27 protein-coding genes and 1 pseudogene are annotated in these 25,076 nt (G+C 62.7%); 16 read left to right on the top strand and 12 right to left on the bottom strand.

All coding sequences use genetic code 11. The features are described from left to right. Window positions 1-86 precede the first annotated feature (86 nt). Entirely contained in the window at window positions 87-1,319 is a 1,233-nt protein-coding gene (locus RA19_RS17360; protein WP_241479088.1) for an ABC transporter transmembrane domain-containing protein, read from the top strand. 23 nt (window positions 1,320-1,342) lie between these two features. Here the strand turns inward: RA19_RS17360 and RA19_RS17355 are convergent, their stop codons facing one another. Together RA19_RS17355 and RA19_RS17350 are read right to left on the bottom strand one after the other, a co-directional pair. After that, window positions 1,343-2,737, bottom strand: a complete 1,395-nt coding sequence (locus tag RA19_RS17355; protein WP_039164905.1) for an ATP-binding protein — start codon at window positions 2,735-2,737, stop codon at window positions 1,343-1,345. Next, window positions 2,734-3,459, bottom strand: a complete 726-nt coding sequence (locus RA19_RS17350; protein ID WP_039164903.1) for a response regulator — start codon at window positions 3,457-3,459, stop codon at window positions 2,734-2,736. The genes RA19_RS17355 and RA19_RS17350 overlap by 4 nt, the downstream gene beginning before the upstream one ends. Window positions 3,460-3,611: 152 nt before the next feature. Between RA19_RS17350 and RA19_RS17345 the strand changes: the two genes are divergently transcribed. The 4 genes from RA19_RS17345 (at window position 3,612) to RA19_RS17330 (ending at window position 5,697) form a co-directional block, all read left to right on the top strand. Further along, the gene (locus RA19_RS17345; RefSeq protein ID WP_039164900.1) at window positions 3,612-3,956 is read left to right on the top strand and encodes a hypothetical protein; all 345 of its coding nucleotides are present in this window, start codon (window positions 3,612-3,614) and stop codon (window positions 3,954-3,956) included. Window positions 3,957-4,042: 86 nt separating this feature from the next. Next, window positions 4,043-4,474 (top strand): c-type cytochrome, encoded by a 432-nt coding sequence (locus RA19_RS17340; protein ID WP_039164897.1) that lies wholly within the window; start codon window positions 4,043-4,045, stop codon window positions 4,472-4,474. Window positions 4,475-4,486: 12 nt separating this feature from the next. Next, window positions 4,487-4,828, top strand: a complete 342-nt coding sequence (locus tag RA19_RS17335) for a copper resistance CopC family protein (protein WP_039164894.1) — start codon at window positions 4,487-4,489, stop codon at window positions 4,826-4,828. A 2-nt stretch (window positions 4,829-4,830) separates the two neighbouring features. Continuing rightward, window positions 4,831-5,697, top strand: coding sequence for a copper resistance D family protein (locus RA19_RS17330; protein ID WP_039165082.1), 867 nt, complete (start codon window positions 4,831-4,833; stop codon window positions 5,695-5,697). A 475-nt stretch (window positions 5,698-6,172) separates the two neighbouring features. Here the strand turns inward: RA19_RS17330 and RA19_RS17325 are convergent, their stop codons facing one another. Continuing rightward, the gene (locus RA19_RS17325; RefSeq protein ID WP_039164892.1) at window positions 6,173-7,048 is read right to left on the bottom strand and encodes a LysR substrate-binding domain-containing protein; all 876 of its coding nucleotides are present in this window, start codon (window positions 7,046-7,048) and stop codon (window positions 6,173-6,175) included. 137 nt (window positions 7,049-7,185) lie between these two features. On the opposite strand from RA19_RS17325, the gene RA19_RS17320 reads away from it, so the two are divergent. Next, window positions 7,186-7,935 (top strand): SDR family oxidoreductase, encoded by a 750-nt coding sequence (locus RA19_RS17320; protein WP_039164889.1) that lies wholly within the window; start codon window positions 7,186-7,188, stop codon window positions 7,933-7,935. 29 nt (window positions 7,936-7,964) lie between these two features. Further along, window positions 7,965-8,324, top strand: coding sequence for a hypothetical protein (locus tag RA19_RS27480; protein ID WP_241479095.1), 360 nt, complete (start codon window positions 7,965-7,967; stop codon window positions 8,322-8,324). A gap of 85 nt (window positions 8,325-8,409) precedes the next feature. Here the strand turns inward: RA19_RS27480 and RA19_RS27780 are convergent. The 6 genes and pseudogenes from RA19_RS27780 to RA19_RS17290 form a co-directional block, all read right to left on the bottom strand. After that, window positions 8,410-8,601: pseudogene (locus RA19_RS27780) on the bottom strand (NAD(P)-binding domain-containing protein); the annotation flags it as partial. Window positions 8,602-8,729: 128 nt separating this feature from the next. Beyond that, on the bottom strand, window positions 8,730-8,876 hold the full coding sequence (locus RA19_RS26230; RefSeq protein WP_241479087.1) for an SDR family oxidoreductase: 147 nt from the start codon (window positions 8,874-8,876) through the stop codon (window positions 8,730-8,732). Between the two features lie 121 nt (window positions 8,877-8,997). After that, window positions 8,998-10,260: an NAD(P)/FAD-dependent oxidoreductase gene (locus RA19_RS17305; RefSeq protein ID WP_039164881.1), complete on the bottom strand. Its 1,263-nt coding sequence runs from the start codon at window positions 10,258-10,260 to the stop codon at window positions 8,998-9,000. A 4-nt stretch (window positions 10,261-10,264) separates the two neighbouring features. Next, a complete protein-coding gene (locus RA19_RS17300; RefSeq protein WP_039164879.1) occupies window positions 10,265-11,299 on the bottom strand; it encodes a proline racemase family protein in 1,035 nt (344 codons plus the stop codon). Between the two features lie 89 nt (window positions 11,300-11,388). Next, window positions 11,389-12,903, bottom strand: a complete 1,515-nt coding sequence (locus tag RA19_RS17295; protein WP_039164877.1) for an aldehyde dehydrogenase — start codon at window positions 12,901-12,903, stop codon at window positions 11,389-11,391. A gap of 4 nt (window positions 12,904-12,907) precedes the next feature. Next, window positions 12,908-13,813: a dihydrodipicolinate synthase family protein gene (locus RA19_RS17290; RefSeq protein ID WP_039164876.1), complete on the bottom strand. Its 906-nt coding sequence runs from the start codon at window positions 13,811-13,813 to the stop codon at window positions 12,908-12,910. Between the two features lie 140 nt (window positions 13,814-13,953). Here RA19_RS17290 and RA19_RS17285 point away from each other — a divergent pair, with 140 nt between their 5' ends. The 6 genes from RA19_RS17285 to RA19_RS17260 all read left to right on the top strand — a co-directional run bounded on the left by RA19_RS17285 (window position 13,954) and on the right by RA19_RS17260 (window position 18,908). Beyond that, a complete protein-coding gene (locus RA19_RS17285) occupies window positions 13,954-14,652 on the top strand; it encodes a GntR family transcriptional regulator (protein WP_039164874.1) in 699 nt (232 codons plus the stop codon). Between the two features lie 214 nt (window positions 14,653-14,866). Next, window positions 14,867-15,676, top strand: coding sequence for a transporter substrate-binding domain-containing protein (locus RA19_RS17280; RefSeq protein WP_039164872.1), 810 nt, complete (start codon window positions 14,867-14,869; stop codon window positions 15,674-15,676). 63 nt (window positions 15,677-15,739) lie between these two features. Then, window positions 15,740-16,399 (top strand): amino acid ABC transporter permease, encoded by a 660-nt coding sequence (locus RA19_RS17275; protein WP_039164869.1) that lies wholly within the window; start codon window positions 15,740-15,742, stop codon window positions 16,397-16,399. 12 nt (window positions 16,400-16,411) lie between these two features. Beyond that, entirely contained in the window at window positions 16,412-17,074 is a 663-nt protein-coding gene (locus RA19_RS17270) for an amino acid ABC transporter permease (protein WP_039164866.1), read from the top strand. Then, the gene (locus RA19_RS17265; RefSeq protein ID WP_039164863.1) at window positions 17,071-17,793 is read left to right on the top strand and encodes an amino acid ABC transporter ATP-binding protein; all 723 of its coding nucleotides are present in this window, start codon (window positions 17,071-17,073) and stop codon (window positions 17,791-17,793) included. The genes RA19_RS17270 and RA19_RS17265 overlap by 4 nt, the downstream gene beginning before the upstream one ends. An 11-nt stretch (window positions 17,794-17,804) precedes the next feature. Next, on the top strand, window positions 17,805-18,908 hold the full coding sequence (locus tag RA19_RS17260) for a cis-3-hydroxy-L-proline dehydratase (RefSeq protein ID WP_039164861.1): 1,104 nt from the start codon (window positions 17,805-17,807) through the stop codon (window positions 18,906-18,908). A 24-nt stretch (window positions 18,909-18,932) separates the two neighbouring features. On the opposite strand, the gene surE is transcribed toward RA19_RS17260, so the two are convergent. Together surE and RA19_RS17250 are read right to left on the bottom strand one after the other, a co-directional pair. After that, on the bottom strand, window positions 18,933-19,733 hold the full coding sequence (gene surE, locus RA19_RS17255; RefSeq protein WP_039164860.1) for a 5'/3'-nucleotidase SurE: 801 nt from the start codon (window positions 19,731-19,733) through the stop codon (window positions 18,933-18,935). Between the two features lie 31 nt (window positions 19,734-19,764). Continuing rightward, window positions 19,765-21,051: a hypothetical protein gene (locus RA19_RS17250; RefSeq protein ID WP_039164858.1), complete on the bottom strand. Its 1,287-nt coding sequence runs from the start codon at window positions 21,049-21,051 to the stop codon at window positions 19,765-19,767. A gap of 108 nt (window positions 21,052-21,159) precedes the next feature. Between RA19_RS17250 and RA19_RS17245 the strand changes: the two genes are divergently transcribed. The 3 genes from RA19_RS17245 to RA19_RS27250 all read left to right on the top strand — a co-directional run bounded on the left by RA19_RS17245 (window position 21,160) and on the right by RA19_RS27250 (window position 23,902). Continuing rightward, window positions 21,160-22,083, top strand: coding sequence for a LysR substrate-binding domain-containing protein (locus tag RA19_RS17245; protein WP_052261866.1), 924 nt, complete (start codon window positions 21,160-21,162; stop codon window positions 22,081-22,083). Window positions 22,084-22,160: 77 nt separating this feature from the next. Next, window positions 22,161-22,943, top strand: a complete 783-nt coding sequence (locus tag RA19_RS17240) for a sulfotransferase-like domain-containing protein (protein WP_039164855.1) — start codon at window positions 22,161-22,163, stop codon at window positions 22,941-22,943. Continuing rightward, window positions 22,943-23,902 (top strand): helix-turn-helix domain-containing protein, encoded by a 960-nt coding sequence (locus RA19_RS27250; RefSeq protein WP_039164853.1) that lies wholly within the window; start codon window positions 22,943-22,945, stop codon window positions 23,900-23,902. The genes RA19_RS17240 and RA19_RS27250 overlap by 1 nt, the downstream gene beginning before the upstream one ends. 57 nt (window positions 23,903-23,959) lie before the next feature. On the opposite strand, the gene torT is transcribed toward RA19_RS27250, so the two are convergent. Beyond that, window positions 23,960-25,012, bottom strand: coding sequence for a TMAO reductase system periplasmic protein TorT (torT, locus tag RA19_RS17230; protein ID WP_052261865.1), 1,053 nt, complete (start codon window positions 25,010-25,012; stop codon window positions 23,960-23,962). Between the last annotated feature and the right edge of the window lie 64 nt (window positions 25,013-25,076).

Genomic DNA, 25,076 nt, shown 5'->3' with positions numbered 1-25,076 from the left:
GCCTACCCCCTCAGGCAGCAGCACCGCGGCGCGGCAGTTCCTAAGGGGCTGCCGCGTTTTTTCTCCCAAAAAGCAGACCGGTTTCAATGCCCGCCGAGCATCCTTTTCCGCACTACCATTCCTTTGCACATGAGGCCGCCAATTGGCTGGGTTTCAGCTATGACGAAACCTCGCCGGAATGGGTGCATCCGGCGATGCACCTGGTCTTGCTGCTGGCCCCGGCGCTGCTGGCCGTCTCTGCCGGGCGCCTGCTGTTCCGGGCGCTCCGTTTGCGGCTGCCGCATTCTGTATCCGGCAAGGGCACTTCGGCGAGCAGGCAGGTCGCGGGCCTTGACCGCAATCTGACTGCACAGGTCCTGCAGACCACCCGCCGCCAGCAGATTTACCTGCTGCTCCTCAGTCTGTCCTTGCTGCCGGTTTTGTACCTCTCGCTGGAACTGCCTAAGCAGATTGTGAACAACGTTCTGAGCAAATCGCACGCACCTCTGAACCTGCTGGGCTACGATCTCAGCGCTGGTCAGCACTTGGCGGTTCTGAGTGGTGTTTTCCTGCTGGCGATCACGCTGAACGGCGCCGGGAAGTACCTGCTGAATGTGCTGAAGGGGCGGCTTGCCGAACGCTGCCTCAGACGGTTGCGGCTGCTGATTTACCGCCACTGGCGCAAACAGGCCGGCGGTGCCCGCAAAAGCGAACTTCCCCAGATTCTAGGGCAGGAAGCGGAGCCGATTGGCGGCTTTGCAGCGGATCTGCTGGCGCTGCCGGTGACCCAGGGCGGGACGCTGCTGACGATTCTGCTGTTCATGTTCATCCAGGACCCGATCCTGGGTGCGGCAGCTTTGACAATTTTGCCGCTGCAACTGTTTTTGCTGCCCTATTTGCAGCGGATCGTGAACCGGCTGAGCCGGGAACGTATTCAGGAGATGCGCCGCCTTGCCCGCGGCCTGGCAGGGCAGCTGGACCCGGTACAGGACCACCCGGGCGAGGTACTGGCAACGGCGGCCTCGCTGCGGCAGCTGGAGGCGATCCGCAGGCGGATCCACCGGGTGAAGTTTCTGGCCAAGGCGCTGAACAATTTTCTGACCGCCCTGACGCCGTTCCTGTTCTACTCCCTTGGCGGATATTTCGTGCTGGAGGAGCGCATCACCCTGGGCGCCCTGATCGCGGTGCTGGCGGCGCATAAGGATTTCTCGGCCCCGCTCAAAGAGCTGTTCCGCTTCTATCAGCAGCTTGAAGATACGCGGATCCGCTACAGGGAGATACTGATCTTCCTGGCGGGATCAGACGGGGCCGCAAGTGATTTTCCAGCAGCCCGCACGTAGCTTAAAATTCCCGCACCCTCAAATCAGCCCGGGCGCCCGGGGTTGCCCAGAGGCAGGGTCAGCTCAGCGCAGAGACCTCCGTCAGCGCTGTTGCGCAACGAGACATTCCCGCCATGCGCGCGCAAAATCGTACGGGCAATCGACAGCCCCAGCCCGTGGCCGCCGGTTTCCCGGGACCGCGAGCTTTCAAGCCGCAGAAAAGGTTCAAAAACCGCTTCGAGATCGGCCTCCGCTATGCCGGGGCCGTCGTCTGCAACTGTGATGACTATGCGCCCCTCTTGCAGGACATAAGAAACCCGCGCCGCACCGCCATAGTTTTGCGCGTTTTCGATAACATTGCGCAGCGCCCGGCGCATCGCAGCCGGGTGCAAGCAGACTGAAACCGTGCCCCCATGCTCCAGCTGGAATCCCCCCGGCATTTCCCGACGCAGATCCTCCAGGAACTGCCCGAGTTCACAATCCTCGGCCCGGCCCGCGACCGACAGCCCGCGCGCAAAGGACAGAGTGGTTTCCGCCATCTCCTGCATCTCTTCGATCAGCGTGATCATGCTGGTGCGGGTTTCATCCTCGTCGATCAGCTCGGCCCGCACCCGCATCGCGGTCAGCGGCGAACGCAAATCATGTCCCAGGGCCGCCAGCATTCTGGTCCGCTCCGCCACCAGCCCAGAGATCCGGTCCTGCATCCGGTCAAAGGCAGCGGCCAGCTCGCGGACCTCCTGCGGCCCGGCAGCCGGCAGCACAGCGATTTTTTCTTCCGGTCCCAGTTTCTCGGCCGCGCTGGCGAGCTTGCCGAGCGGTCTGGCCACTTGCGCCAGCACGAACCAGAAAACCGCAGTCAGGATGAAGCCGGCTGAAAGCACGAAGGTAGCAACTGAATGCACAGGCCATTGCAGCGGAGGCCGTTCAAACAGGGTGCCCGCATTCAGCCATTGGCCGTCGCTTAGCTCAATGGAGAATTTCAGCTCGATTGCCAGCATATGGCCCCGCATCATGTCGCGGTGGGTCTCGGCCATTTCCGGGGTCAGATAGGCCAGCGGCAGCTGCGCGCTGTCGATCTCGTGCAGTTCAGCACGGACTTCGCCGCCGAACCGCTCTCCGAGAAGGGTCCGGACCCTTGCTTCTGCGGCGCCCCGCTGATCATGCGTCGTGTGATCCACTGATGGCGCGTCGGCAATATCGAAGCGGACCAGCGGCGTGCTGGCGGCGCGGATGATAGACGGGTGCAGCGACGGCGGCGCCTCCTCCAGCAGCCGCGCTGCATTGGCAGCCCGTTCTGCCGCTTCGGCCCCCAATGCCGCACGGACAGCCAGGCTGCGCTCATCCGCGAACCAGAACAGGTTGACCGCTTGCGCCGCAGCCAGGGCCAGAAGAACCAGCAGCATCAATTGGGCGCGCAAGGTCTGCGGAAAGGGTTTCATTCGCCGGCCGCCTGGATATCGGCCGCCAGGCAATAGCCGGCGTTGCGCACCGTTGTAATGAGCCGCGGGCGCAGCGGATCCTTTTCTATCTTGCGCCGCAAGCGGCTGATCTGATTGTCTATTGTCCGGTCGGTCGGCGTGGCAGGCCGCCCGGCCGTCAGCTCCATCAGCTGATCGCGGCTCAGCACCAGCCGGTTGCGCTCGAGCAGGGTGACCAGCAGTTTGAACTCCGCCCCGGTCAGGCCGGTCTCCCGCCCGTCCTCGCCGGTCAGCGCGCGCCGGTCGCAATCCAGCACCCAGTGCGCAAAGCGCACCCGCTGCCCCGCAAACCGGCCCGCAGGCGGCTCCTGCCCGGCGGTGCGGCGCAGGATCGCGCGGATACGCGCCAAGAGCTCCCGGGGGTTGAACGGCTTGGCTAGATAATCGTCCGCCCCGCTTTCCAGCCCGGTGATGCGGCTGTCCTCCTCGCCCAGGGCGGTTAGCAGCAGAACCGGCGGCTGCCCCTCGCGCGACAGCCGGCGGCAGGCCGACAGCCCGTCTTCGCCCGGCATCATGATGTCCAGCACGATCAGGTCGACCTTGGACGACACCAGCAGCGCGTCCATTTCTTCCGCATCCTTAACGCCGGTGGCCCGCATCCCGTTTATCTCCAGATAACGGGTCACCGCTGTGCGGATTTCACGATGGTCATCGACAATCAGAATATGAGGGACATTGGTCATGGCTTCAGACCATAGCGCACCCCGCTGCAAAGGTCCGCGCGTGTTTTGTATCGGAATGTACCAGCCCCGCGGCCCGGGCGGCCATTGTCCCGTCCCAAGATGTGGCATAAGCTGCCGCCGTGATACTGCCCGGGCAAATAACCTCTGCACTGATGACAACTTTGATGACGGCGCTGCTGGCTCTTTTGCTGGTGTTCGGCAGCCTTGCAAATGCGCTCCCCGGCGGCTGCGCCGGAGCCCGCTGCCCGGACCACACCGCCGCGGCTCCAGCCCACCACATGGATCACACGGCCCATGCCCAAGCCGCCGGCAAGCACCCCGATGCCGGCACACCGGAGCATGACCGCTGCAACCCCTTCGCCTGCTTTGCCGCCGTCCTGCCGGCCGGGCCCGCGGGCACCGCGCTTGCGCTGACCCGCAGCGGATGGGACTTGCAGGCCGCGCAAATGGCAACGCCTGCCGCGCCAAAGCGCAGTGACCGCCCACCCAATCTGTAAAGCCGACGCCGCCGCCCGCGCAGGCGGCTGCCACCCGCATGGCCGCGTCAGACTGCGGCCCGCTTCTGCTTTACAAGGAAAGAACAATGAACCGGACAATTCCCGTCCTCGCCGCCGCTGCAGTGCTGGCTGCTGCTGTCTTCCTCATCATGCGGCCCGAAAGGGCTGATGACAGCGCCCCGCCAGCGCCCGATCCGGGTGCCGCCATGACCGAAGTTTCAGTGCCGCCGCTAACCGGCAATGCAGTCATCGGCAAACGGATATTCGACAGCTTTTGCACCGCCTGCCATGGTGAAAACGCCACCGGCCGCCAGGGTTCGGGCCCGCCGCTGATCCACGTTATCTATGAGCCCGGACATCACGCCGACGAGGCCTTTCAGCGTGCCGTCGCCACAGGTGTCAGGAGTCATCACTGGCCTTTTGGCGACATGCCCCGTATCGAAGGGCTGACCCGCGGCGACGTGGCCATGGTAATCAGCTACATTCGCGCTATTCAACGTGAGAACGGGATTAACTGAAGGGACACTTAAATGAAGCTCATCACGGCCTGCCTGGCGTTCAGCGCTTTTGCCTCTGTTGCTCTTGCCCATTCCCAAGTGGACACAACGACCCCCGCTGACGGTGCGCAGGTCGCCGGGGTGCCATCAGAAATCACCTTTGATTTTGCAGATGAAATCCGCCTGACCCGGGTGGAAGCAAGCCATCAGGACAGCGCCCCCGCGGTACTGGATCTCGGCGGTCAGAAGAGTTTTTCCCGCAGCTTCAGCTTCCCCTTCCAAGGCGCAGGAAAGGGCACCTACCGGATCGAATGGCGCGGGCTGGGCATTGACGGGCATCCGATGCAGGGCGAGTTCCAGTTCACGGTGGAATGAACATGCCGGACTTCTGGGCGACGGCCGCGCTGCTGGTCAAGCTGATGCTGTACGTTGGCGCGGCCTGGGCCACAGGTCTGGTGCTGATCCGCATGGCCTACCCGGGGCTGGTCGAGCCGCTGTACGCCCGGATCCGTGCGCAAACCGCGGTGCTGGCCGGAACTGCCCTTGCAGCCGCAGTGTTTGGCTTTGCCCTGCGCGGTGCCGCTCTGACCGGTACCGCCGGCGGCATGGCCGACCCCGAGATGCTGGGCCTGCTCTGGCAAACCTCGGCCGGCAATGCGCTGGTCTTCCGGGCTGCGGGCGCTTTGCTGCTTCTTACGGGCCTGCTTTTCCAGCGAACTGGTCCCTGGATCTCCTTGAGCGGCGGGTTGCTGCTGCTCTGGTCCTTCACCCGAATTGGCCATATTCCCGCGGCCGGGCAGCCGGGCCTGCAGCTGCTGCTGTTCCTGCATCTCGCCGGCATCGCATTCTGGCTCGGCGTTCTCAGCCCGCTGCGCGATCTGGCCCGCAGGCCTGAGCATCTGGACCGCGCGGCACTGCTCGGCCACAGGTTCGGACAGGCCGCCATGGTGATCGTTCCGGGGCTGTTCCTTGCCGGGCTGCTGATGGCCTGGCAGCTGCTGGCTCATCCGGAGCAGCTGCTGACAACAGGCTATGGCCAAATGCTGCTGCTCAAACTGATGCTGATTTCCGCGGTACTGATCCTGGCGGCCTTGAACAAGCTGCGTCTTGTTCCTGCTTTGCAGGAGGGCAAGGCGCACGCCGGCAGCCGCCTCGCCCGCTCCATCGAAATTGAAGCCTCAATCCTACTGGCCGTGCTTGCAACGACCGCAACCTTGACCAGCGTTCTGACCCTTCCGAATTGAGGTTTAACCAAAGCGGCGACTTCCCCGAGCATCGGCAGCCAAGCCGGGTTTGGTTCTCGTTTTAGCATGAGGAGAGGGTGGCGCCGGGCAGTAAATCATTCCAGCCGGCATGAAACACACATGGCCAAAGTTGCGGCCCAACTGTTCGAAAATTGGTGCGCTAAGCAGCGCATCCGGACCCATTGCGGACATTCGTCACAACATACAACAATCGCCAAAGCCGCCATTGGCAACCAGGTGCAGCATTTCATCCCAAGCAATGCCTATGCGGGACCAACCGGTCTTTCGATGCTAAGGCAGTCAGGATTTTTCATCCCAGCCGCTTTGCGAAAATAGAAGGAGTTGCAAAGCGGAGGATGCCTACACCAATCCTAAAAAACTGCAACGGCTCAAAAAACTACTCACCGGCAGACCAGCATTGCAGAATAGCATTCAGTTTCAGCAACATAAGTATGGTGCGTCCAGCCCCGGCCGCTCAAATCGAAAGCAGCCATTTCTTAAACATCCTGATCGTTGCCCGGTTCTGATCTCCGCGGCGGCAAACAAAGAACAGTCCGCGGTCCAGCGCGACCCTGGAATTGTCCAACCGCACCAGCCGCCCACGCTCCAGGTCCCGGGCCGCTAACAGATGCCGGGTAAGCGCTACGCCTTGACGATCCAGCGCGGCTTCAATCAAGACCGCGCTGTCAACGTATTTTGTTTGCTGCGATTGTATCTGATCCATGCTTATCCCGGCTTCCTCCGCCCAATTGTCCCAGCCAACATTGAAAGCGTCGTGCAACAAGGGAAGGTTGGAAATGGCCTCGGCCTGCATCGGCAACGGTGTGTCCCCGATAAGCGCAGGGGAGGCTACGACAATCAGCTCTTCCTGTGCGATTTGCTCATGGTACAGGCCCTCCCATGCTGGCTCGCCGAAACGCAGAGCAACGTCAACTTCAGAGGTATCAAAGTCCGTAAATGCGTCATTGGTGTCCAGGAGCAAGGCAATGCCTGGATGTGCTTTGTAAAAGGAAGGCAAGCGGGGCACCAGCCACTTGAGTGCCAGAGAAGTCGACAGGGAAACCGTGAGAGACTGTCTGCGATGCAACCGTTTCACATCAAGTACACCCAACTGCAAAGCGGAGAAGGCCTGCCTTGTGGACTGATGCAGCCGCTCCCCGGCCTTGGTCAATTCAACCCCGTTAGGACGGCGGTGGAACAGGGCCACGCCTAAGTACAGTTCCAGCTGCTTGATCTGGCGGCTCACGGCGCCATGCGTGACATTTAATGCATCTGCGGCCCTGCTCAGGCTGGAATGGGCCGCGGTCTCGTCAAAGGCTTGCAGGGCGCGCAGGTGTCTGAGATTTTCCATGATGTGAGAAAACCTAACATCTTTACTCCATAATCTCGATAGGTTTCCGGCGGCAAAAGGCAGTATCGTCACCAAGCACCGTGAAACAGCGGGGAAGGCCCGCGCAGCGTGGGCAGGAACCGCCGAAGGAGAGTAAAATGTCCGAACTGAAAGTCGCATTGATGACTGGCACCGGTCAGGGGATCGGCCGCGGCTGTGCCATCGAGATGGCGAAGGCCGGATACAAGGTATCGCTGATGTCGCCCTCCAACCGGTCCGTCGAGCTGGCCGAAGAGCTGGGCGGCATCGGCCGGCGCGGTTCGGTACTGGACACGGACGACCTGCAGTCGATGGTTGACGGCACGATGAGTAAATTTGGCCGGATTGACGCGATTGTCAGCAACATGGGGCACGGCGGCTCTGTGCCCGAGGCGATCAAAACAGTTGGCTTTGACCCCGACTTTGATGGCCCTCTGCTCGAACTGAGTGACGAACTGTGGCACGAAAGCCTGGACATGTACGTACTGAACGTCGTCAAGATTGCCCGCATTGTCACCCCGATCCTGATCAAACAGGGCGGAGGAGCCTTTGTGAACATCTCGTCAATGAACACAATTGAACCGCGCGCGCCCTACCCGATGAGCATGCTGCGCGGCGCATTGCACAGTTTCTCCAAGCTATATGGCGACCGCTATGCCCGCCACAATATCCGGATGAACAACCTGCTGCCCGGATTTTGCGAGAACGTAAACCTGTCCGAATTTGCACGGAAATCCATTCCGGCGCAGCGCACCGCCACGTTTGAAGAAATTGGACAAGCCTGCGTCTTCCTCGCATCCGATGGGGCGCGTTACATCAATGGCCAGAGTATCCTGTCGGATGGCGGGATGAACCGCGCCGTCCGCTGAAACCAGCCACGCACTCGCTTGCTCGCGCCGTGAAATATTTGCGAAACAGTCAGGCCGCTGCCGAAGCGCGGGTTGATGAGGCTTTGGCACGTGCATCCTCCTCTGATCTGCAGGGCGATGTCAGTTTCCGGCGCCTGCTTCTTGAACAGCCAAGGTGGAAAGCATGTTTCTGGGACCGGCAGCGTGCCCATGGCAGACCGGTACCACCCCTGCCGGGAGAGTTTTCGGTCAAGGTCAACTTTGATGTGAAAGAGCATGTCACTCAAAACGTCTCCAACGTGCTGAAAGGGGCGCGTCCCGCACAAACCGTTGCTCCATTTCTGGGAATGCTGCTTTGTTTGGGTGCCGTCCTGGCCGAACGGCAGGATCTGCCCGTGCCAGTGGACTGAGGTATCCTCGCCCAGGTTGTTGATCACATTCAGCGTGACTTCTTTGCACTGGCGGAATCGCAGGATGATGGCCCAGCTTTCCGGCGGCAGCTTGCGCTATACCGCCGGTCAGAGGCGCTTCAGCGAATTCCACGCTGCGTCCAGCCAGCTCCTGTGCCAACTGTTTGGTCGGCTGCAGCAAAGACGTGCCGGTATTGATCAGGGTCTTTCCAGGGCTGAGGACCTCCATCATGCCCCCCTCAACGGTGCCGGAACCCGGCAGACAGCGGAGGATCACACCACTGGTGGCGGCCAGTTCGCCGTCGCTGGGTTATTCGGTGGCGCCCTCGGCTAGAGGCGCCTCTACCGGGGTGCGGTTTCAGACGGTGCCCAGCCCGATTAACCCGATACGCAGATCGCCACCCATCAAATCATCCACCCGCCATCAACCACGAAGAACTGCCCGGTGGCCATTTTGGATGCATCGCTGGCCAAGTAGACAATCATCGGCACGATATCCTCGGGCATGGCCATTTCGCGGGTCGGCTGGCTGTCCAGCGGCCTAGTCGACATCGGTGGCATAAACGATTACGCCCTCGGCGGCCCGGCCGGTGCCGCCGCCCGCCGCGGTCATGACAGCATTCTTTCCTGCCATTCTCATGGTCTGCGGCCCTTTCTGTGGCTTTGTGGTGCGTCAGTTGAAGCGCCGGAGAGTAAAAGCCCGATGGGCCGGCGGCTGCTCGGCGCCCGCGATCAACGTGCCCAGAATGCGGGCCGAGGTGGCCGAATTGGACAGCCCGTAGTGGCCGTGCCCGCAATTGTAGAACACGCGGGTGCTGCGCAGGGAGCGCGAAATCACCGGTATCGAATCCGGCAGCGAGGGGCGGTTGCCCATCCAGGCGATGGCGCCGCTTTGGTTCAAGCCTGGGAAGATCTCCGAGCTGATCCGCGACAGCGCCCGGTAATAGGACTTGTTTTCCGGACGGCCGGGATTGGCGGCATATTCCGCCCAGCCGCCGATCCGCAGCCCTTCGCCCAGCTGGGTGATGGCGATGCCGCGGTCCGGCAGGATCAGCGGCAACTCCAGTTTGAAGCCCGGGTTTGGGAAGGTCAGGTTGTAGCCGCGCTCGGCCACCAGAGGCAGCTTCTCCCCCAAAGCCTTGGCGAACTGCCGGGAGGCGATACCCGCGGCGACAACCGCTCCGTCGAACACCTCAATCCCCGCCGGGGTCGTCACCGATACCCCTTTTTCGGCTGGGGTCAGCCCGGTGACAGTGTTCTCCCGGAAGGCAACGCCGCGGCGGCGCAGCTCTTTGGCGAGATCCTGAACGATCTCCAGCGGGTCGGATACATCGCCCCAGTTTTCCGAGAGCATACCGTGGGTGAAGGCCGTATCCATCTCCGGCAACCGGGCGGCAATGTCCTGCCGGTTCATCGGGTATGCGGCAAAACCGGCCTTGGCTTTCATCGCCCAGGTGGGCTGGCTGGCGGCAAAGCTCTGGGCGCTGTCATAGATGAAACCGGCACCGGAGCGGCGCATTTTGCCAAGGATGCCTGCCTCAGACAGCATGTCGGACATGTCCTCGAAGGCATGCCGCGCCAGCGTTTTCATCGCCGAGCAGGCGTTCCGGTAGTTTTCACCGCGCGAGGTGGCCAGGAAGCGCCAGAACCAGGGCATCAGCCGCAGCTTCTCAAGGCCTGGGATGCTCAGCGGGCTGTCTTTCCGCAGCATCATCCGCAACCCGGTCAGAGCAATGCCGGGGGTGCTGAGCGGCTGCAGGTCCGAGGCGCCGATCTGCCCGGCATTGCGCCACGACGGCCCGCCCTGGCCAGGCGGCGCCGGATCGAACACAGTCACCGCATAGCCGCGCCGGGCAAGGTCAAAGGCGCTGGCCACGCCAACGATGCCGGCGCCGATCACCGCGATGGAGGCGCCTGTTTCGAATTTCGTGCTCATCTGGTCAGCTCAGCAAGTCAAAGGCGTCGCCCCAGCAGTCGGCGACCATATAGCCAAGCGGGTAGGGGTCGGAGGGATCCAGCCCGATCTGGTGGATGCCATGCACCCATCCGCGCCCGGACACACGCGGCAGAATTGCCGGGCGGCCCGCGACCTCGGTTGTGCCGGTGACGGTCACCTCAAAGGTGCTGTCGATGACCGAGCGGGCGGTATGGGTGGAGCCCTCGGCGACCAAGCCGCGCGCATGCATGCAGGCCAGCCGGGCCGAATTGCCGGTGCCGCAGGGCGAACGGTCGATGCGCCCGGGCGGTAGGATGGTGGCGCCTTTCATGGTGCCGTCATCGTCGTGGCTGACAAACATCGTGTAGGAGATGCCCTCAAGCCCCTCGAGCTGCGGGTGCCGCACCTCCAGCTGGGCATTGATCGCCCGGTGTACCCGGCAGCCGATCTCCACCAGCTTGCGCGCGTTCTCCGGTGTGATCCGCAACCCGAACTGCGCCGGATCGATCAGCCCGTAGAAGATGCCGCCAAAAGCAATGTCGACGGTGACCTTGCCCAGCCCCTCAACCTCGACCACCGCATCCAGCTGGTCGGCGTAAGAGGGCGGCATGTCCAGGGTCACCCGCTCGCATTTGCCGTCCTTGCAGGCGGCCCGCGCCCGCACCAGCCCGGCGGGGGTTTCCAGCGTGACAATGGTTTCCGGCTCGACCATCTCGACCATGCCGGTTTCCAGCAGCACGGTGACCAGGCAGATGCTGTTGGAGCCGGACATCGCATGCGCCTTGTCGCCCTGAAAGATCATATAGGCGGCGTCGGCGTCCGAGTGGGTTTTGGGCAGCAGCAGGTTGGTGCTCATCTGGGCGCAGCCACGCGGCTCGTTCACCAGGAAGCGGCGCAGGCTGTCGTCCACCTGGTTGATGTGGTTCATCTTGTCCAGCATGGTCCGGCCGGGCACGTCCAGGACGCCGCCGGTGACGATGCGGCCGACTTCGCCCTCTGCATGAGCCTCGACCATAGTGATTGTCTTTTTCCAGCGCATGCTGACGTCCTTTTGGCTGGGCCTGTTCAGTGCAATCTTTCGGGGTGCCGGCTGGCAGCGTAGGGCCGCCAGCCAGTACAGTCTTAGGATCAGGCCGCCGGATCGGCGCTGATGTCGATCCACAGCGTCTTGGTCTCGGTGTACTGGTCATGCGCCATCAGCGAGTTGTCGCGGCCGCCGAAGCCCGACAGCTTGTAGCCGCCGAAGGGCGTGGTGATGTCACCTTCGCCGTAGCAGTTCACCGAGACCGTGCCCGCCTGCAGCATCCGCCCGTATTTATGCGCCTTGGTCACATTGGACGTGTAAAGCGAGGCCTGCAGCCCGTAGCAGGTGTCATTGGCCAGCTTGATGGCCTCCTCGTCGCTGCCGACAACCATCATCGCAAAGACCGGGCCAAAGATTTCTTCCTGGGCGATGGTCATGCTCGGCGTGACACCAGTGAACAGCGTCGGCTCGATGAACAACCCGCCGTCCCGTTCGATGGCCTTGCCGCCGGCCGCCAGTTCGGCGCCCTGATCCTTGGCCGATTGGATGTAGCCAAGGATTTTGCCGTACTGCTCCTGCGAGATGATGGCGCCCAGCTGGTTGGAAGGCTCCAGCGGATCGCCGGTGTGCCACTCTGCCAGCTTCTCCTGCACCTTGGCGAGCAGCTCGCCCGCCAGATCCTTGTGCACGATCAGCCGCGAGTTGGCGGTGCAGTTCTGCCCCATGTTCCACAGCGCGGCAAAGACCGCGTGTTCGGCCACAGCGTCCAGATTGCCGGCATCCGACAGCACCACCGCGGGGTTCTTACCGCCGCATTCCAGGATCACTTTCTTGAGGTTGCTTTGTGCCGAGAACTCCAGGAACAGCCGCCCGACCTCGGTCGAGCCGGTGAAGGAAAGCGCCTGGATATCCGGATGGCGCCCCATCGGCTCGCCCACATCCGGACCGAGGCCCGGCAGCACGTTCAGCACGCCCGCCGGGATGCCGGCCTGATGCGCCAGTTCAGCCACCCGCAGCGCAGTCATAGAGGTCTGTTCGGCCGGTTTCACCACCACACTGTTGCCGCCCGCCAGCGCCGGGCCGATCTTCCAGGCCAGCATCATCAGCGGGAAGTTCCAGGGCAGCACACAGCCCGCCACCCCCAGCGGCTCGCGCACGATCAGCCCGATACCGTCTGCGTTGGCCGGCGACACCTGATCATAGAGCTTGTCGATCGCCTCGGCGTGCCAGCGAATGGTGCTGATGGTTTCCGGCAGATCGGTCTGCACGCATTCGCTGATCGGTTTGCCGCTTTCCAGGCTTTCCAGCACCGCCAGTTCGGTCTGATTGTCCTCTATCAGCTGCGCCAGCTGCAGCAGCACTGCCTTGCGTTCACCCGGATGGCGCTGCGACCAGCTGCCGCCCTCGAAGGCGGCCTTGGCGGCGGCCACCGCATCGTCGACATCGGATGCGTCGCAGGCCGAGATCTGCGCCAGCACCTGGCCGGTGGCCGGGTTGACGGTCTTCATGGTCTTGCCTGCATTAGGCTTGCGGAAGGCGCCGTTGAGGAAGGCTTCGGTGGGCAGGCTGAGCCCCGCGGCCACCGCCTGATAGTCTTCCTTGGTCAAAAGATCGGACATGGGATCAGCCTTTTGCGTTGAGGATTGCGTTCACGTCCTGGCGTGTGGCGGCAGTGATGCCGCTCATCTCCTGCTTCAGCGCGTCGTCCATCGGCAGCAGCGGCGGCCGCACGATGCCAGAAGGGCGGCCCTGTTCGGCGCAGCCGTGTTTGACGCATTGCAGGAACTTGCCGCCCTGTTCGAGAATACCCATCAGGGGCATGAAGGCGGCCATCAGCTGCCGTGCCTGCGCCTGATCGGCGCCGCTGGCGGCGATTTCCATAAACTTCACGCATTCCGCCGGGAAGATATTGGCGCTGGCGCAGACCCAGGCCTTGGCGCCCCAGGCGGCGAACTCCAGCACCTGCTCCTCGCCGCCGACAACCAGTTCGATGCCGGGGTAGTTGCGGGCCAGAAAAGGCAGGCGGCTGTAGTCGCCGCTGGATTCCTTGATCGCGCAGACCAGCGGGTTTTGCGACACGATCGACAGGAACTCCTCGCCCATCTCAACGCCGGTGCGGCCCGGGTAGTTGTAGAGCATGATCGGCAGCCCTGCTTCGGCGATCTTGAGTACATGATGCGCCAGCTCGGCCTCGGAGGGCAGCGAATAGGGCGGTGCCGCCACCAGCAGCGACTGGGCGCCAGCCTCTTTCGCTGCTGCAACAATCTCCAGGCATTCCTCGACCCGGATGTCGTTGACGCCGGCCATCAGCTCCACCCGGCCGTTGATCCGCTCAGCAGCAAAGCGGAACTGCTGGATCCGCTCTTCCTTGGACAGCGCGTAAAACTCGCCGGTGGAGCCGCCCACGATAATCCCGGCCACGCCGTTTTCGATCTGCCATTCGATGACGTCCGCGTAGCCGTCCCAATCAATCGATCCGTCGTCGAGGAACGGGGTGATGATCGGGGTGTAGATTCCGGTGAAGCGCATTCTGTTTCTCCTGTTCGCCATGCCGGCGGTTTGTATGCAAACTTGCCGACAAACAATATACAACAAAGACGGCCAGGGATGTCCAGCTTGAATTCAGACCTGTCAGATGGGATAGTGAAGCCGAAAGGCGGGTTGGATAAATGGCAACAGACAAACGGAAAAATGCGCGCGGCTTTGGCGCCCTGACGATTTACGAGACGCTCAGGGATGAAATCCTGTCGCTGGAAATGCAGCCCGGAGAGCTGGTGGATGAGTCGCGTTTGGCGACGCGATTCGGGGTGTCGCGGTCGCCGGTGCGGGAGGCTTTGGTGCGGCTGGTGTCGGAGTCGCTGCTGCAGACCCTGCCCAACAAGGGCACCATTGTTGCCCAGCTGCGGATCCAGGAGTTTCCGCAATATGTCGACACGCTGGACCTGGTGCAGCGCGCCGCCTCGCGGCTGGCCGCAGAGGTGCGCAGCGACCGCGGGCTGGAGCTGATCAAAGAGGCACAGCAGCGGTTTGTCGATGCGGTGAAGGCCAATGATGTGCTGGGCATGATCCTGTGCAACCGCGATTTCCATGTCGCCATCGCCCAGGCCACCAACAACAAGTACCTGGAAGAGGCCTATGCCCAGCTTCTGGACGACGGGCGCCGGTTCCTGCGGCTGTATTTCAAATCCTACGGCGATGTGCTGCCGGTTGAGCTGCTGGGCGGCCACGACAATCTGATCGCCGCCATCGAAGCCCGGGATCCGGAGCGGGCCGAGCGCTATGCCCGCGAGCACACCATCGAGATGCAGCAGCGATTCCTCAGCTACCTCGGCAGCCGGCAAATGACCGGGTATTCGGTGGAATATTAAGACCCGCCGGAGGTGAATCTCCTGAAATGAAGCAAGGTAAGGGCGCGCCAATGGGCGCGCTTTTTTGTTTTTTATCAACGCATAAGAGGTCGCCTTCCAATTTTGCCGGTTTCCTGTCGACTTATTTGTCGACTAAAATGTCGACAAATTGCGCTCAACTTGATACTCAGGCCCCCATTGCACCGGAACGCCGGTGGACACAGGGAGAAGAGAAATGATCAAAGCAACAAAGATCCTGACTGCAGCCGCCGCAGCGCTGTGGCTTGGTGCCGGCGCCGCGGCAGCGGACAAGCTGGACGATGTGATCGACGAGGGCGTGCTGCGCTGCGGTGTGGTGCTGGATTTCCCTCCGATCGGCTACCGCGATGCCAACAACAACCCGGCCGGGTTTGACGTCGATTATTGCACTGACCTGGCAGCAGCGCTGGAGGTTGAGGCGGAAATCATTCCGGTGACCTGGGCCGAACGGCTGCCGGTGATCGTCACCAACCGCGCCGATGTGGTGTTCGGCGGCACCTCGGATTCGCTGGCGCGTGCCAAGACCGTGGGCTTCTCGGTACCTTATGCGATCTACTATGCGCAGGTCGTGGTTGGCGCCGACACCGGCATCCAAAGTTTTGAGGACCTGCGCGGCAAGCGGGTGGCGGCGGCTGTCGGCACCGTCCCCGAGCAGGAATGGCTGAAGATCGCCAAGGAATGGGGCGAAGAGGGCAACTACCAGGGCTACCAGTCCGAAAACGAAGTCTTTCTGGCGGTGGCTCAGGGCAAGGCAGATGCGGGCATCACAACCAATACTGCAGTGCTGCCGGTGACCCAGCAGTATGACAGCCTGGTGGCAGGCCCGCGGATGCCCTGGGGTACCGATTACACCTCGGTTGTCGGCCCGCGCACCGATGTCACCTGGCTTAACTACCTCAACCTGTTTGTGACCCATCAGGTGCGCTCCGGCCGTTACCAGGAGCTGTGGGGCAAATATGTCGGCGGTGAAGCGCCCGAGCTGCGCATTCCCGGCGTCTACTACTGATCCGGCACCCGCGCTCCCCGGTCCGCCATCGGGCCGGGGAGCGGTTCCAAAGGGAGTAGACCCGTGGACTACAACTTTCACTGGAAACCGGTGATCAAGGCGCTGCCCGAGCTCTTGGAGGCGTCGCTGCTGACCCTGCAGGTCGCTGCCATCTCCATCGTCTTCGGCATCGTGATCGGGCTGGGCTTGGCGCTGATCCGGCTGCATATGACCGGGCCGGTCAAATGGCTGGCCTCGGCCTGGGTCGAGCTGGCCCGCAACACGCCGGCGCTGTTCCAGCTGTTCTTCTTCGGCTTCGGGCTCGGCTCATTCGGGCTGCATCTGAGCCCGTATATGATCGTGCTCCTGGCGCTGAGCTTCAACAACGCAGGCTATCTGGCGGAAAACTTCCGCGGCGGCTTCGGCGCCGTGCCGGAGACCCAGATCCGCGCCTCCCGCAGCCTCGGCATGACGGCGTTTCAGGCCTATACCCGGATCGTCATCCCGCAGGTGCTGCGCATCGTCTATCTGCCGATCACCAACCAGATGGTCTGGGCGGTGCTGATCTCGTCGCTGGGCATGCTGGTGGGGTTCCGCGAACTGTCGGGCGAAACCCAGTTCTTTGCCTCCAAGACCTTCCGGATCTTCGAGTATTTCGCGGTTACCGCGGTGATCTACTACGTGATCGTCAAGCTCATCCTGGGCGCTTCCCGGCTGCTGGCCGTGCGCCTGTTCAGATATTGAGGAAGGGCCGGCATGCAACCTACCGCAACTTTCTTTTCCGGCTTCACGCTGAACGATCTCTGGTTCCTCGGCGAAGCCGCACTCAAATCTATGTGGATTTCCATCCTGGCCATCACCTTCGGCAGTGCCATGGGCGTTGTCTTCGGCTGGCTGCTCAGCGTTAGCCGCAGGGCAGGAGCGCTGACTCTGGCGCCGGTGCTGGATGTGTTCCGCTCGGTGCCGCTGATCATCCAGCTGGTGCTGTTCTTCAACTTTGCGCCGATGATCGGGCTGCGGCTGAACCCGTTTGAGGCCGGGCTGATTGTGCTGGTCGTCTACACCTCGGCCAATGTGGCCACGGTGGCGCAGGCTGGGATCGAGGCCGTGGGCGGCCCGATGCGCCGCGCCGCCCGCAGCCTGGGCATGAGCTACTGGCAGGACATGCGGTATGTGGTCTGGCCCATCGGTCTGCGTGCCGTGTTCCCGGCCTGGATCGGCGTCGCACTGGGCGTCATGAAGGACAGCGCCCTGGTGTCGGTGCTGGGCTATGTCGAGCTGCTCAAAGCCAGCCAGATCCTGATCACCCGCACCCAGGAAACCTTCCTGATCCTGGCCATCGCAGGGGCGTTCTACTTTGCCCTGTCATATCCGATTTCCCACTACGCCGCGCGGCTTGAAAAGAGGTGGACTCAATGATCGAAATCCGCGATCTGCATAAGTATTTCGGCGCTCTGCATGTGCTGAAAGGCATCAACCTGGATGTTGAAAAGGGCGAGGTGCTGAGTGTCATCGGCGCCTCGGGCTCCGGCAAGTCGACGCTGCTTTACTGCATCAACGCGCTGGAGGCGATTCAGCAGGGCAGCGTGCTGGTGGACGGCACCGACGTGCATGCCAAGGGCACCAACATCAACACGCTGCGCCAGAATTTGGGCATGGTGTTCCAGCAGTGGAACAGCTTCCCGCATCTGACGGTGCTGGAAAACGTGGCGCTGGCGCCGCGCATCGTGCGCGGGCTGGACAAGGCCCGGGCACGCGAGATTGCCGAGCAGCAGCTGGTGCATGTCGGCCTGGGCGACAAGCTGAACAATTACCCCTTGGCCCTGTCGGGCGGCCAGCAGCAACGCCTGGCCATCGCCCGCGCCCTGGCGATGGAGCCCAGCTACATGCTGTTCGACGAGGCCACATCGGCGCTGGATCCGGAACTGGTGGGCGAAGTGCTGGATACCATGCGGCTGCTGGCTGAGGAGGGCATGACTATGATCTGCGTCACCCATGAAATGGGCTTTGCCCGCGAAGTCTCGGACCGGGTGGCGTTTTTCCACCAGGGCATCATGGAGGAAATCAGCCCGCCCGAAGAGCTTTTCGGCGCGCCGAAGTCGGAGCATCTGCAGAAATTCCTGTCAAAGGTGAAGTGAGGAAGCGGCCCATGAAAATCACCGCGATCAAGGTCTGGCAGGTTGACCTGCCGCTGAAGGAAGGCCGCTACAGCTGGTCCAACGGCAATTACATCGATGTCTTCGACAGCACGGTTATCGGCATTGAGACCGATGAGGGGCTGACCGGATACGCTGAATGCTGCCCGCTGGGCTCGGCCTATCTGCCGTCCTTTGCGCTGGGTGTGCGGGCCGGGCTGCAGGAGCTGGCGCCGCATCTGATCGGGCAGGATCCGCTCAACATCGGCGGCATCAACCGGCGGATGGACGCGGCCTTGCGCGGCCACCCCTATGCCAAGGCGCCGGTTGATATCGCCTGCTGGGACCTGCTGGGCAAGGCAACCGGCCAGCCGGTCTACAATCTGTTAGGCGGGGCTGCTCAGGACGAGATTTCTCTGTACCGGGCGATCAGCCAGGAAAGCCCCGAGCAGATGGCCGCCAAGATCGAAGGCTATGCGGCTGAGGGCTACACCAAGTTCCAGCTCAAGGTAGGCGGCGCGGCCAATGACGATATTGACCGCATCCGGGCCACCCGCGCCGCGCTGAAACCGTCGGACCTGCTGGTCGCCGACGCCAACACCGGCTGGACCCGGCACGAGGCGGCACGGGTCGTTGCAGCGGTGCAGGATCTTGATGTCTATATCGAACAGCCCTGCCCCACCTACGAGGAAAGCGTCTCGATCCGCCGCCGCACCGGCCTGCCCTTTGTACTGGACGAGATGATTGACGGCACAGGCATGCTGGTGCGGGGTATTGCTGAGGACGCGATGGACGTGATCAACCTCAAGATCTCCAAGGTCGGCGGCCTGACCCGTGCGAAACTGATGCGCGACTTATGCGTGGCCTCAGGCATCCCGATGACTATCGAGGACACTTGGGGCGGCGACATTACCACCGCAGCGATTGCGCATTTAGCGCGCTCGACGCCGGAAGAGTTCTGTTTCTCGGCCACAGACTTCAACAGTTATGGAACGGTGACAATCGCCTCGGGGGCACCGCAGCGCGTAAATGGCAAGATGACCGCCCCGGACCGTCCCGGCCTGGGGATCGTTCCCGACTTCAGCGTGCTAGGCGCCCCTGTGGCAGCTTACACCTGAAGCCTGGCCGGCCTCCAGGCTAGGCTACAGGTCAATCCGATCCAGACCCTGCTGATTTGTCAGCGTCCATGACAGAGGAGTGACCGTCACATAGCCATCCAGCGCGAAATGGATATCCCCTTCCGGGACCCGCGGCACGTCATCCCGCAAGAGATCAAAGTAAAAGATGCTTTCGCCGGGTGTGCTTCCGGCCCTTTGCTGCACATGCACAGGGTCTTTCCGGCGGCCCGACGCCGTCACCTTGACGCCCTTCAACGCATCCGCTGACCGCAATTGCGGGAAGTTGACGTTCAGCATTGGAACGTCCGGCCCGAGCTGCGCCGCAAGTTTGGGCAGCAAATCCGGCAGCAAGGACTCCGCTGCCAGCCAGCTGCCCTTTTCCGAGGCCTTGTAGGTGCCGACCTGGCTGAAGGCGATGGCCGGGACACCCTGATCCACGGCCTCCAGGCAGGCGCCGATGGTGCCCGAGGCGGGAATGTCCTCGGCCAGATTGGTGCCCTCGTTGACACCGCTCAGCACCAGATCGGGGCGCTTGCCCGGAATGAGACCGTTCAACCCCACAATGGCGCAGTCGACCGGCGTGCCCGCCACCGCAAAGCGGCGCTCGTCCAGCTGCTGCACGGTCACGTCACGGGCGATGGAATAGGCGCGGCTGCGGGCCGACTGGTTGCTGGCAGGAGCGGCCAGCCAGACATCGTCCGCCAGCCGCCGCGCCGCCTCCAGCAGGATGCGGATGCCTTCGCTGTCGAAACCATCATCATTGCAGATCAGGATGCGGCACTGGCTCAAGGGCGGCAGCGGCTGGATATGGGCGTGAAGCGTCATAGGCGGACCTTCTGAAATTGGCCGGGTCAGATCAAAGCGCGCCTTCCTCGAGGCCCGCCCGTATCGCCGTTTCAACCAGATCAAAACTGGCTTCGCCACTGATATCTTCGAAATAGAGCGTGCCCGGCCAGGGCGGCATCTGCTCTGTATAGCCCCCGGCCCGGATCGCATGGGCCACCCGGCGGACCTCGCGCACCTTTTCACGGGTGCGGCGGTCCAGATCAGCCTTGGCCGCCTCCAGATCGGCAATGCCGTTGCGGTCCACTTCGGCCGAGCCGACGCCGGCAAAGAAGGGCACACGCTGTTTGATCGCCTCAGAAGCGTAAAAGTCGACCGGCACCAGATCGTCATGCAGGCGGATCACGTAATCCTCGCAGATCTTATGCTTCTCTGCGGTCAGCGCCGCCAGATCCACCTTGGGCGCGGCCGCCCGCCGCTCCTTGCGGGCGCTGCGGCGGTCCTTCTTCTCTACCGTCGCCACATAGTCACCGCGGTAATTGGCGTCATAAACCCGGTGGCCCCAAGGGTTTTCCTCCTTGAGGCGGCGGATCGCGCGGATCGAGAAATTCTTGCAGTTCTCCGGCCCGATGAAGAACGGCGAGCCGGAGGCGTCCGACAGTTCCACCCAGCCGTTCGGATGGCGCGCCATGTGGTGGTCGATCCAGGGCTTGTGCACGGTGTCGACGATATGGTCGAGCAGCTTGTTGGCAAATTCCGGGTCGTTGATCAGCTCGCCCAGGAGCGGCTCCTGGCCATAGATGTCTGCCGCCATGTTATAAGGCGCCGAGATCTGCAGGATCGGCTCCAGCCCGGTGATGCGGGTGTAGGAATCCACCAGATCGCGGATATGCCCGGCCACGCCGCTGTCGAAATCCGGGGTGCTGAGCAGATGCCAGTTGTCCCGGTTCAGCAGCGGCTGGTCCGGGTCGGCGCCGGGCGGAAACTTGTCGGGGTACATGGTTTCCTGCCCCAGCGCCTCAGCCGCCAGCGCATAAACCGCCCAGCTGATGTACATCTTGTTCATCCCCAAGAGCAGCCGGGTCATCATCGTGGTACGCACATAGCGGTCGGCATCGCCCCGGTAAACCTCCATGGAATCAAAGCCGTAAAGGTCATGCAGCAGGCTGAGCGTGGTCATATTGACCGAGCCGCCCAGGTTCACCCGGTCCGTTGGCGGCGGAGTGCGGAACTGCGCGTCATATTCGCCGTCGATGGCAGCGTCCATGATTTCACGCAGCCGCTTGGCGGCACCGGGCTCGCCGCGCTGCCAGGCAGCCAGCAGGCGGATACCATTGGGAAAGGTCAGTTCTTCGGTCATACGGTCACCGGATCGGTTGGTTTCACCAGGTCTCTTGCGCCGCAGGTTAGCGGTGGGGTTTCACCTCCGACAGCTTGAAAAATCCGATGCAGCCTATAGCCTGGCGTTATGGACAAAGAACGCAGCCTTCAGCCGGTCATGAACGCGGTCCTGGTGTTTGAAAGCGCCGCGCGCCTGGGCAGTTTCTCGCGCGCGGCACGCGCGCTCGGCACCTCGCAGCCCTCGGTCAGCCGCCATATCGCCAACCTCGAGGGCCAGCTCGGCTGCCGCCTGTTTGACCGCAAAAACAACCGGATCGCGCTGACATCCCCAGGCCAGCTGCTGTTTGCGGCGGCCCGCGACGGCACCGATGCAATCTTTGCCGCCATGACGGAATGCCGCAGGCAGGAGGCCCCCAAAGTGCTGACTATCGGCTGCACCCACGGGTTTTCGCACCTCTGGATCATGCCGCGGTTTTCACGGCTCAAGGCGCTGTTTCCGGAATGGGAAATCAGAATCGTCACATCCGAGAGCAACAACGCCTTCGATCCGGAGGAAATCGACTTCTCAGTCCGCTACTGCAGCGAGGATTCAGACCCACCCGGCACTCCCCTGTTCAAAGAGGAGGTGGTGCCCGTCGCCGCCCCCGGCCTGCGGGCCGCCTGGCAGGTGCTCGCCCCCCGGGACCGGTCCGGCTGGCTGCTGCAGCAGCCGCTGATCCATCTGGATGAGGGTGAGGAGGGCTGGATCTCCTGGCGCGAATGGTTTGCCGCCCAGGGGCTTCCCTACAGTCCGCCGCCGGAAACCTATTTCTTCCGCAACTATGCCTTCTGCCTGCAGGCCGCCGCCGAAGGCAAAGGCATCGCCCTGGCCTGGCGCCAGCTGCTGGGCCCCTATCAGGAAAATGGATGGCTCGAGTCTCTGGAGGCCGCACCGCTGCGGACCAAGGGCAGCTACCGCCTGGTGCATCTGCCGCAATGGGGCGGGCATGAGGCCGGGCGGCGCCTGATAGAGTGGTTCAAGGCAGAGACCGGCGGCGGAATTTGCGCATAGTGTCTTTAGGCACCCTCCGCCGCGCCGCCTTTTGTGCCAGCCTGCCGGAACCGGACAACCAGCCTAGGGAGCAACCGATGAACAAGATTATCGCGCTGTGGTCGCATCCGCGCTCAATGTCGACCGCGATGGAACGGGTGATGCGCGAGCGCGGCGACCTTGACTGCGCCCATGAGCCCTTCATGTATGACTATTACGTCAGCCGCCAGGTCCGCCGGATGCCGCATTTCGACGTGCAGCCCGGCCATCCGGTCTCCTACGAGGCAATCCGCGACATGCTGCTGGAACGGGCTGAACAGAAGCCGGTGTTTTTCAAGGACATGAGCTATTACGTGATGCCCCGCATCCTGCAGGACGCCGCCTTCCGCGACCGGCTGGTCAATTGCTTCCTGATCCGCAACCCCATCGCCTCGATCCCCTCCTATTATAAACTGGACCCGGATCTGACGCTTGAGGAAATCGGCCTGGAAGCCCAGTGGCGCCACTACACCGGCCTCAAACAGGCCGGCCACGATCCCCTCGTGATTGAGGCCGAAGCGGTGCGCAGCGACACTCGTGGCACCCTGGCCCGGATGTGGGAAAAGATCGGGCTGGAGTTTTCCGAGGCGGCCTTTGACTGGCAAAACGAAAACCCCAAGGACTGGCAGCAGGTGGACGGCTGGCACGGCGACGTCAGCAGCTCCCGCGCAATCCGCCCGCTGACGCTGGAGGAAATCGCCGGACAGGAGCGCAAATTCTTTGCCCTGGCCCGCAAAGAGCCCAGGCTGCTGGACTATCTCGAGCATCACCTGCCCTATTATCTGCGTTTGAAGGGGGCCGCGCTGGGGGAGGATCCAGTGCAAGGCAGCGGAGGAGACTAATGGCCTTTCTGGCAGCCTTGCCCAAGGCGATAGCCGCCATGGGCACAGCGCATTTCGAGAAACACCTCGCAGACGCGGCAGGTACTGCGGTTCCGCATGATTTCATAACTATGGTGCGCTATTCGGTGCGCAACCCGCCCTGTTTCCTGGTCCATTCGCATTGCTTTCCTTCGCACCTGGCCGAGCTCTACCTGTCCGAATACGCCGCCTGCGACCCCTATGCGGACCATTGGGCCCGCACCCGCCAGCCCGGGGTTGTTGCCCTGTCCTGCGTTTCAAAAGGGACCAAGCGCTTTCAGCGCTACAAGGACACCTTCCTGCCGCAAATCGGCGTCACTGATGAAATCGGCCTCATGCTGCCCGAAGTGGACGGGGATTCCGTTGCTCTGTTCTACAACAAGCGCAGCGGCCAGTTCACGCAGGGCGACATCGCAGCCCTGCAAGACCTGTTTGCAACCGCCGCGGAACTTTACCGCCAGCACATCCGCGGCTTGCTGCTGACCGGCCAGGGCATTGCCGCGTCCCCGTCGCTCGGGCGGCCGCTGCGGCTCACCAGCTGCACCGGCGCGACAATCTGGGTGACCAATGAATGGCGTGCCCAGCATACTCCGGATACCGTTGGAACTTGCACCAGCATTGCCGGGGACTTCGGCCTGCAGGATTACTTCGTCTGGACCTTGCCTCCCGCCGACGGCCGCAACCAGGCACCGCTGCAATCCTATGACGACTGGGCCGGGCAGAACGGCCTGACCCCCAGGGAGCGCGACATTGCCGCCTTGATCCTGCAAGGCCACGGCAACAGCGCAATTGCCGATATGCTGGGGCTGTCCGTTGGCAATATCAAGAACCACAAGCGCCGAATCTATGCGAAGTTGGACATCACCGCCGAGCGCGAATTGTTCCTCCACTATTTTGCGGCGGCGGCCCAGCTGCGCCCGGGAACTTCTGGCGGACCGTAAACCTTTGGCTCCGCCAGGCGCGGCGCCCCGCCCGGCACCCTGCCGCCGGCCACCCGGTCATTGCTGAGGGCGGAAGTCGAAAACCGGCACAAAACTCGCCGGCGCCAGAGACTGCTCCAGCGCATCCGCGGTCAACGACTGCTGTTCGAAAACCCGGATTTCCGGACCGGCATGTTTGATGTGCAGCTCACCTTCGATTGCCCGCACAGCCATCTCTATCGCCAGCCGCCCTTGCAGCACCGGGAAATCTGTCGGCGCCGCAATAATCCGGCCGCGCAGTACTCCCCGGTAGACTGCATGGGTCATGTAATCCGAAACGATCTTCACCTTGTCCTGCAGGCCCCGCGCCCGCAGCACCGAAACAGCGGCCTCGGCGGCGGGGGCTGAGCCGGCGATGTAGTCAAGATCCTGCACCTCATCCAGGGCCTCTTCGACCAGCCGGACCTGGATTTCCCGGCCAGTGTCGCCGTATTTTGTCGCCGCAACAACGGCCGAGCTATCCGCCAGTGCCGCGCGGAAGCCCTGCTCTACAAACGCCACCCAGCCTGCGTGTTCCGGCCCGGGAAACCAGGCCACCTTGACTGGCGCCGAGCCTTTGGGATGGCGCGCGGCAATGACCCGGCCGGCCATGGCACCCATTTCGGTCCAGGACACGCCGGCCTTTGCCGCAATGCCGGAATCCGCAATATCGTTCACCGCGGCGATCACCGGAACGTCGGCCGCAATACGCTCGACAGTGCTGGTAAGACCCGCGAAGGAGACGGTCCCAAGGACTAGCGCATCCGCACCTGCTGCCACGCAGGCCTCGGCCTGGTCGATCTGACGCTGCAAATTAGGGTATCCGCCAGCCTCCACCAGCTTGAAGGAGACGCCCAGCCGGGCGGCTTCGGCCACCATCCCGTAATTGACGCTTAGCCAGTAGGCATCCTTGAGGTGCGGATAGGCGATGCACAGCCGCCACGCCTGTGCCGCTTTCTCCAAGGGCTGGTAAGCCGCGGTTTCATAGCCGCTTTCGTAATCAAACGGCGTGCGCGGGATTTGCAGACGCCAGCTTTCCGCCGCTGCCGCGGTGCCCAGAACCGTAAAAATCGCCAGCCAGATCACGCGCATAGCCTCCCCTTTCCGGCACGGAGGATAGGCAGCGGAGCACAAAAGGGAAATTCAAAATTGCACA

Origin of the sequence: Leisingera sp. ANG-M1 (assembly GCF_000813745.1) — a bacterium.
Classification (GTDB): domain Bacteria; phylum Pseudomonadota; class Alphaproteobacteria; order Rhodobacterales; family Rhodobacteraceae; genus Leisingera.
This window is presented reverse-complemented; position numbering and strand designations above follow the sequence as displayed.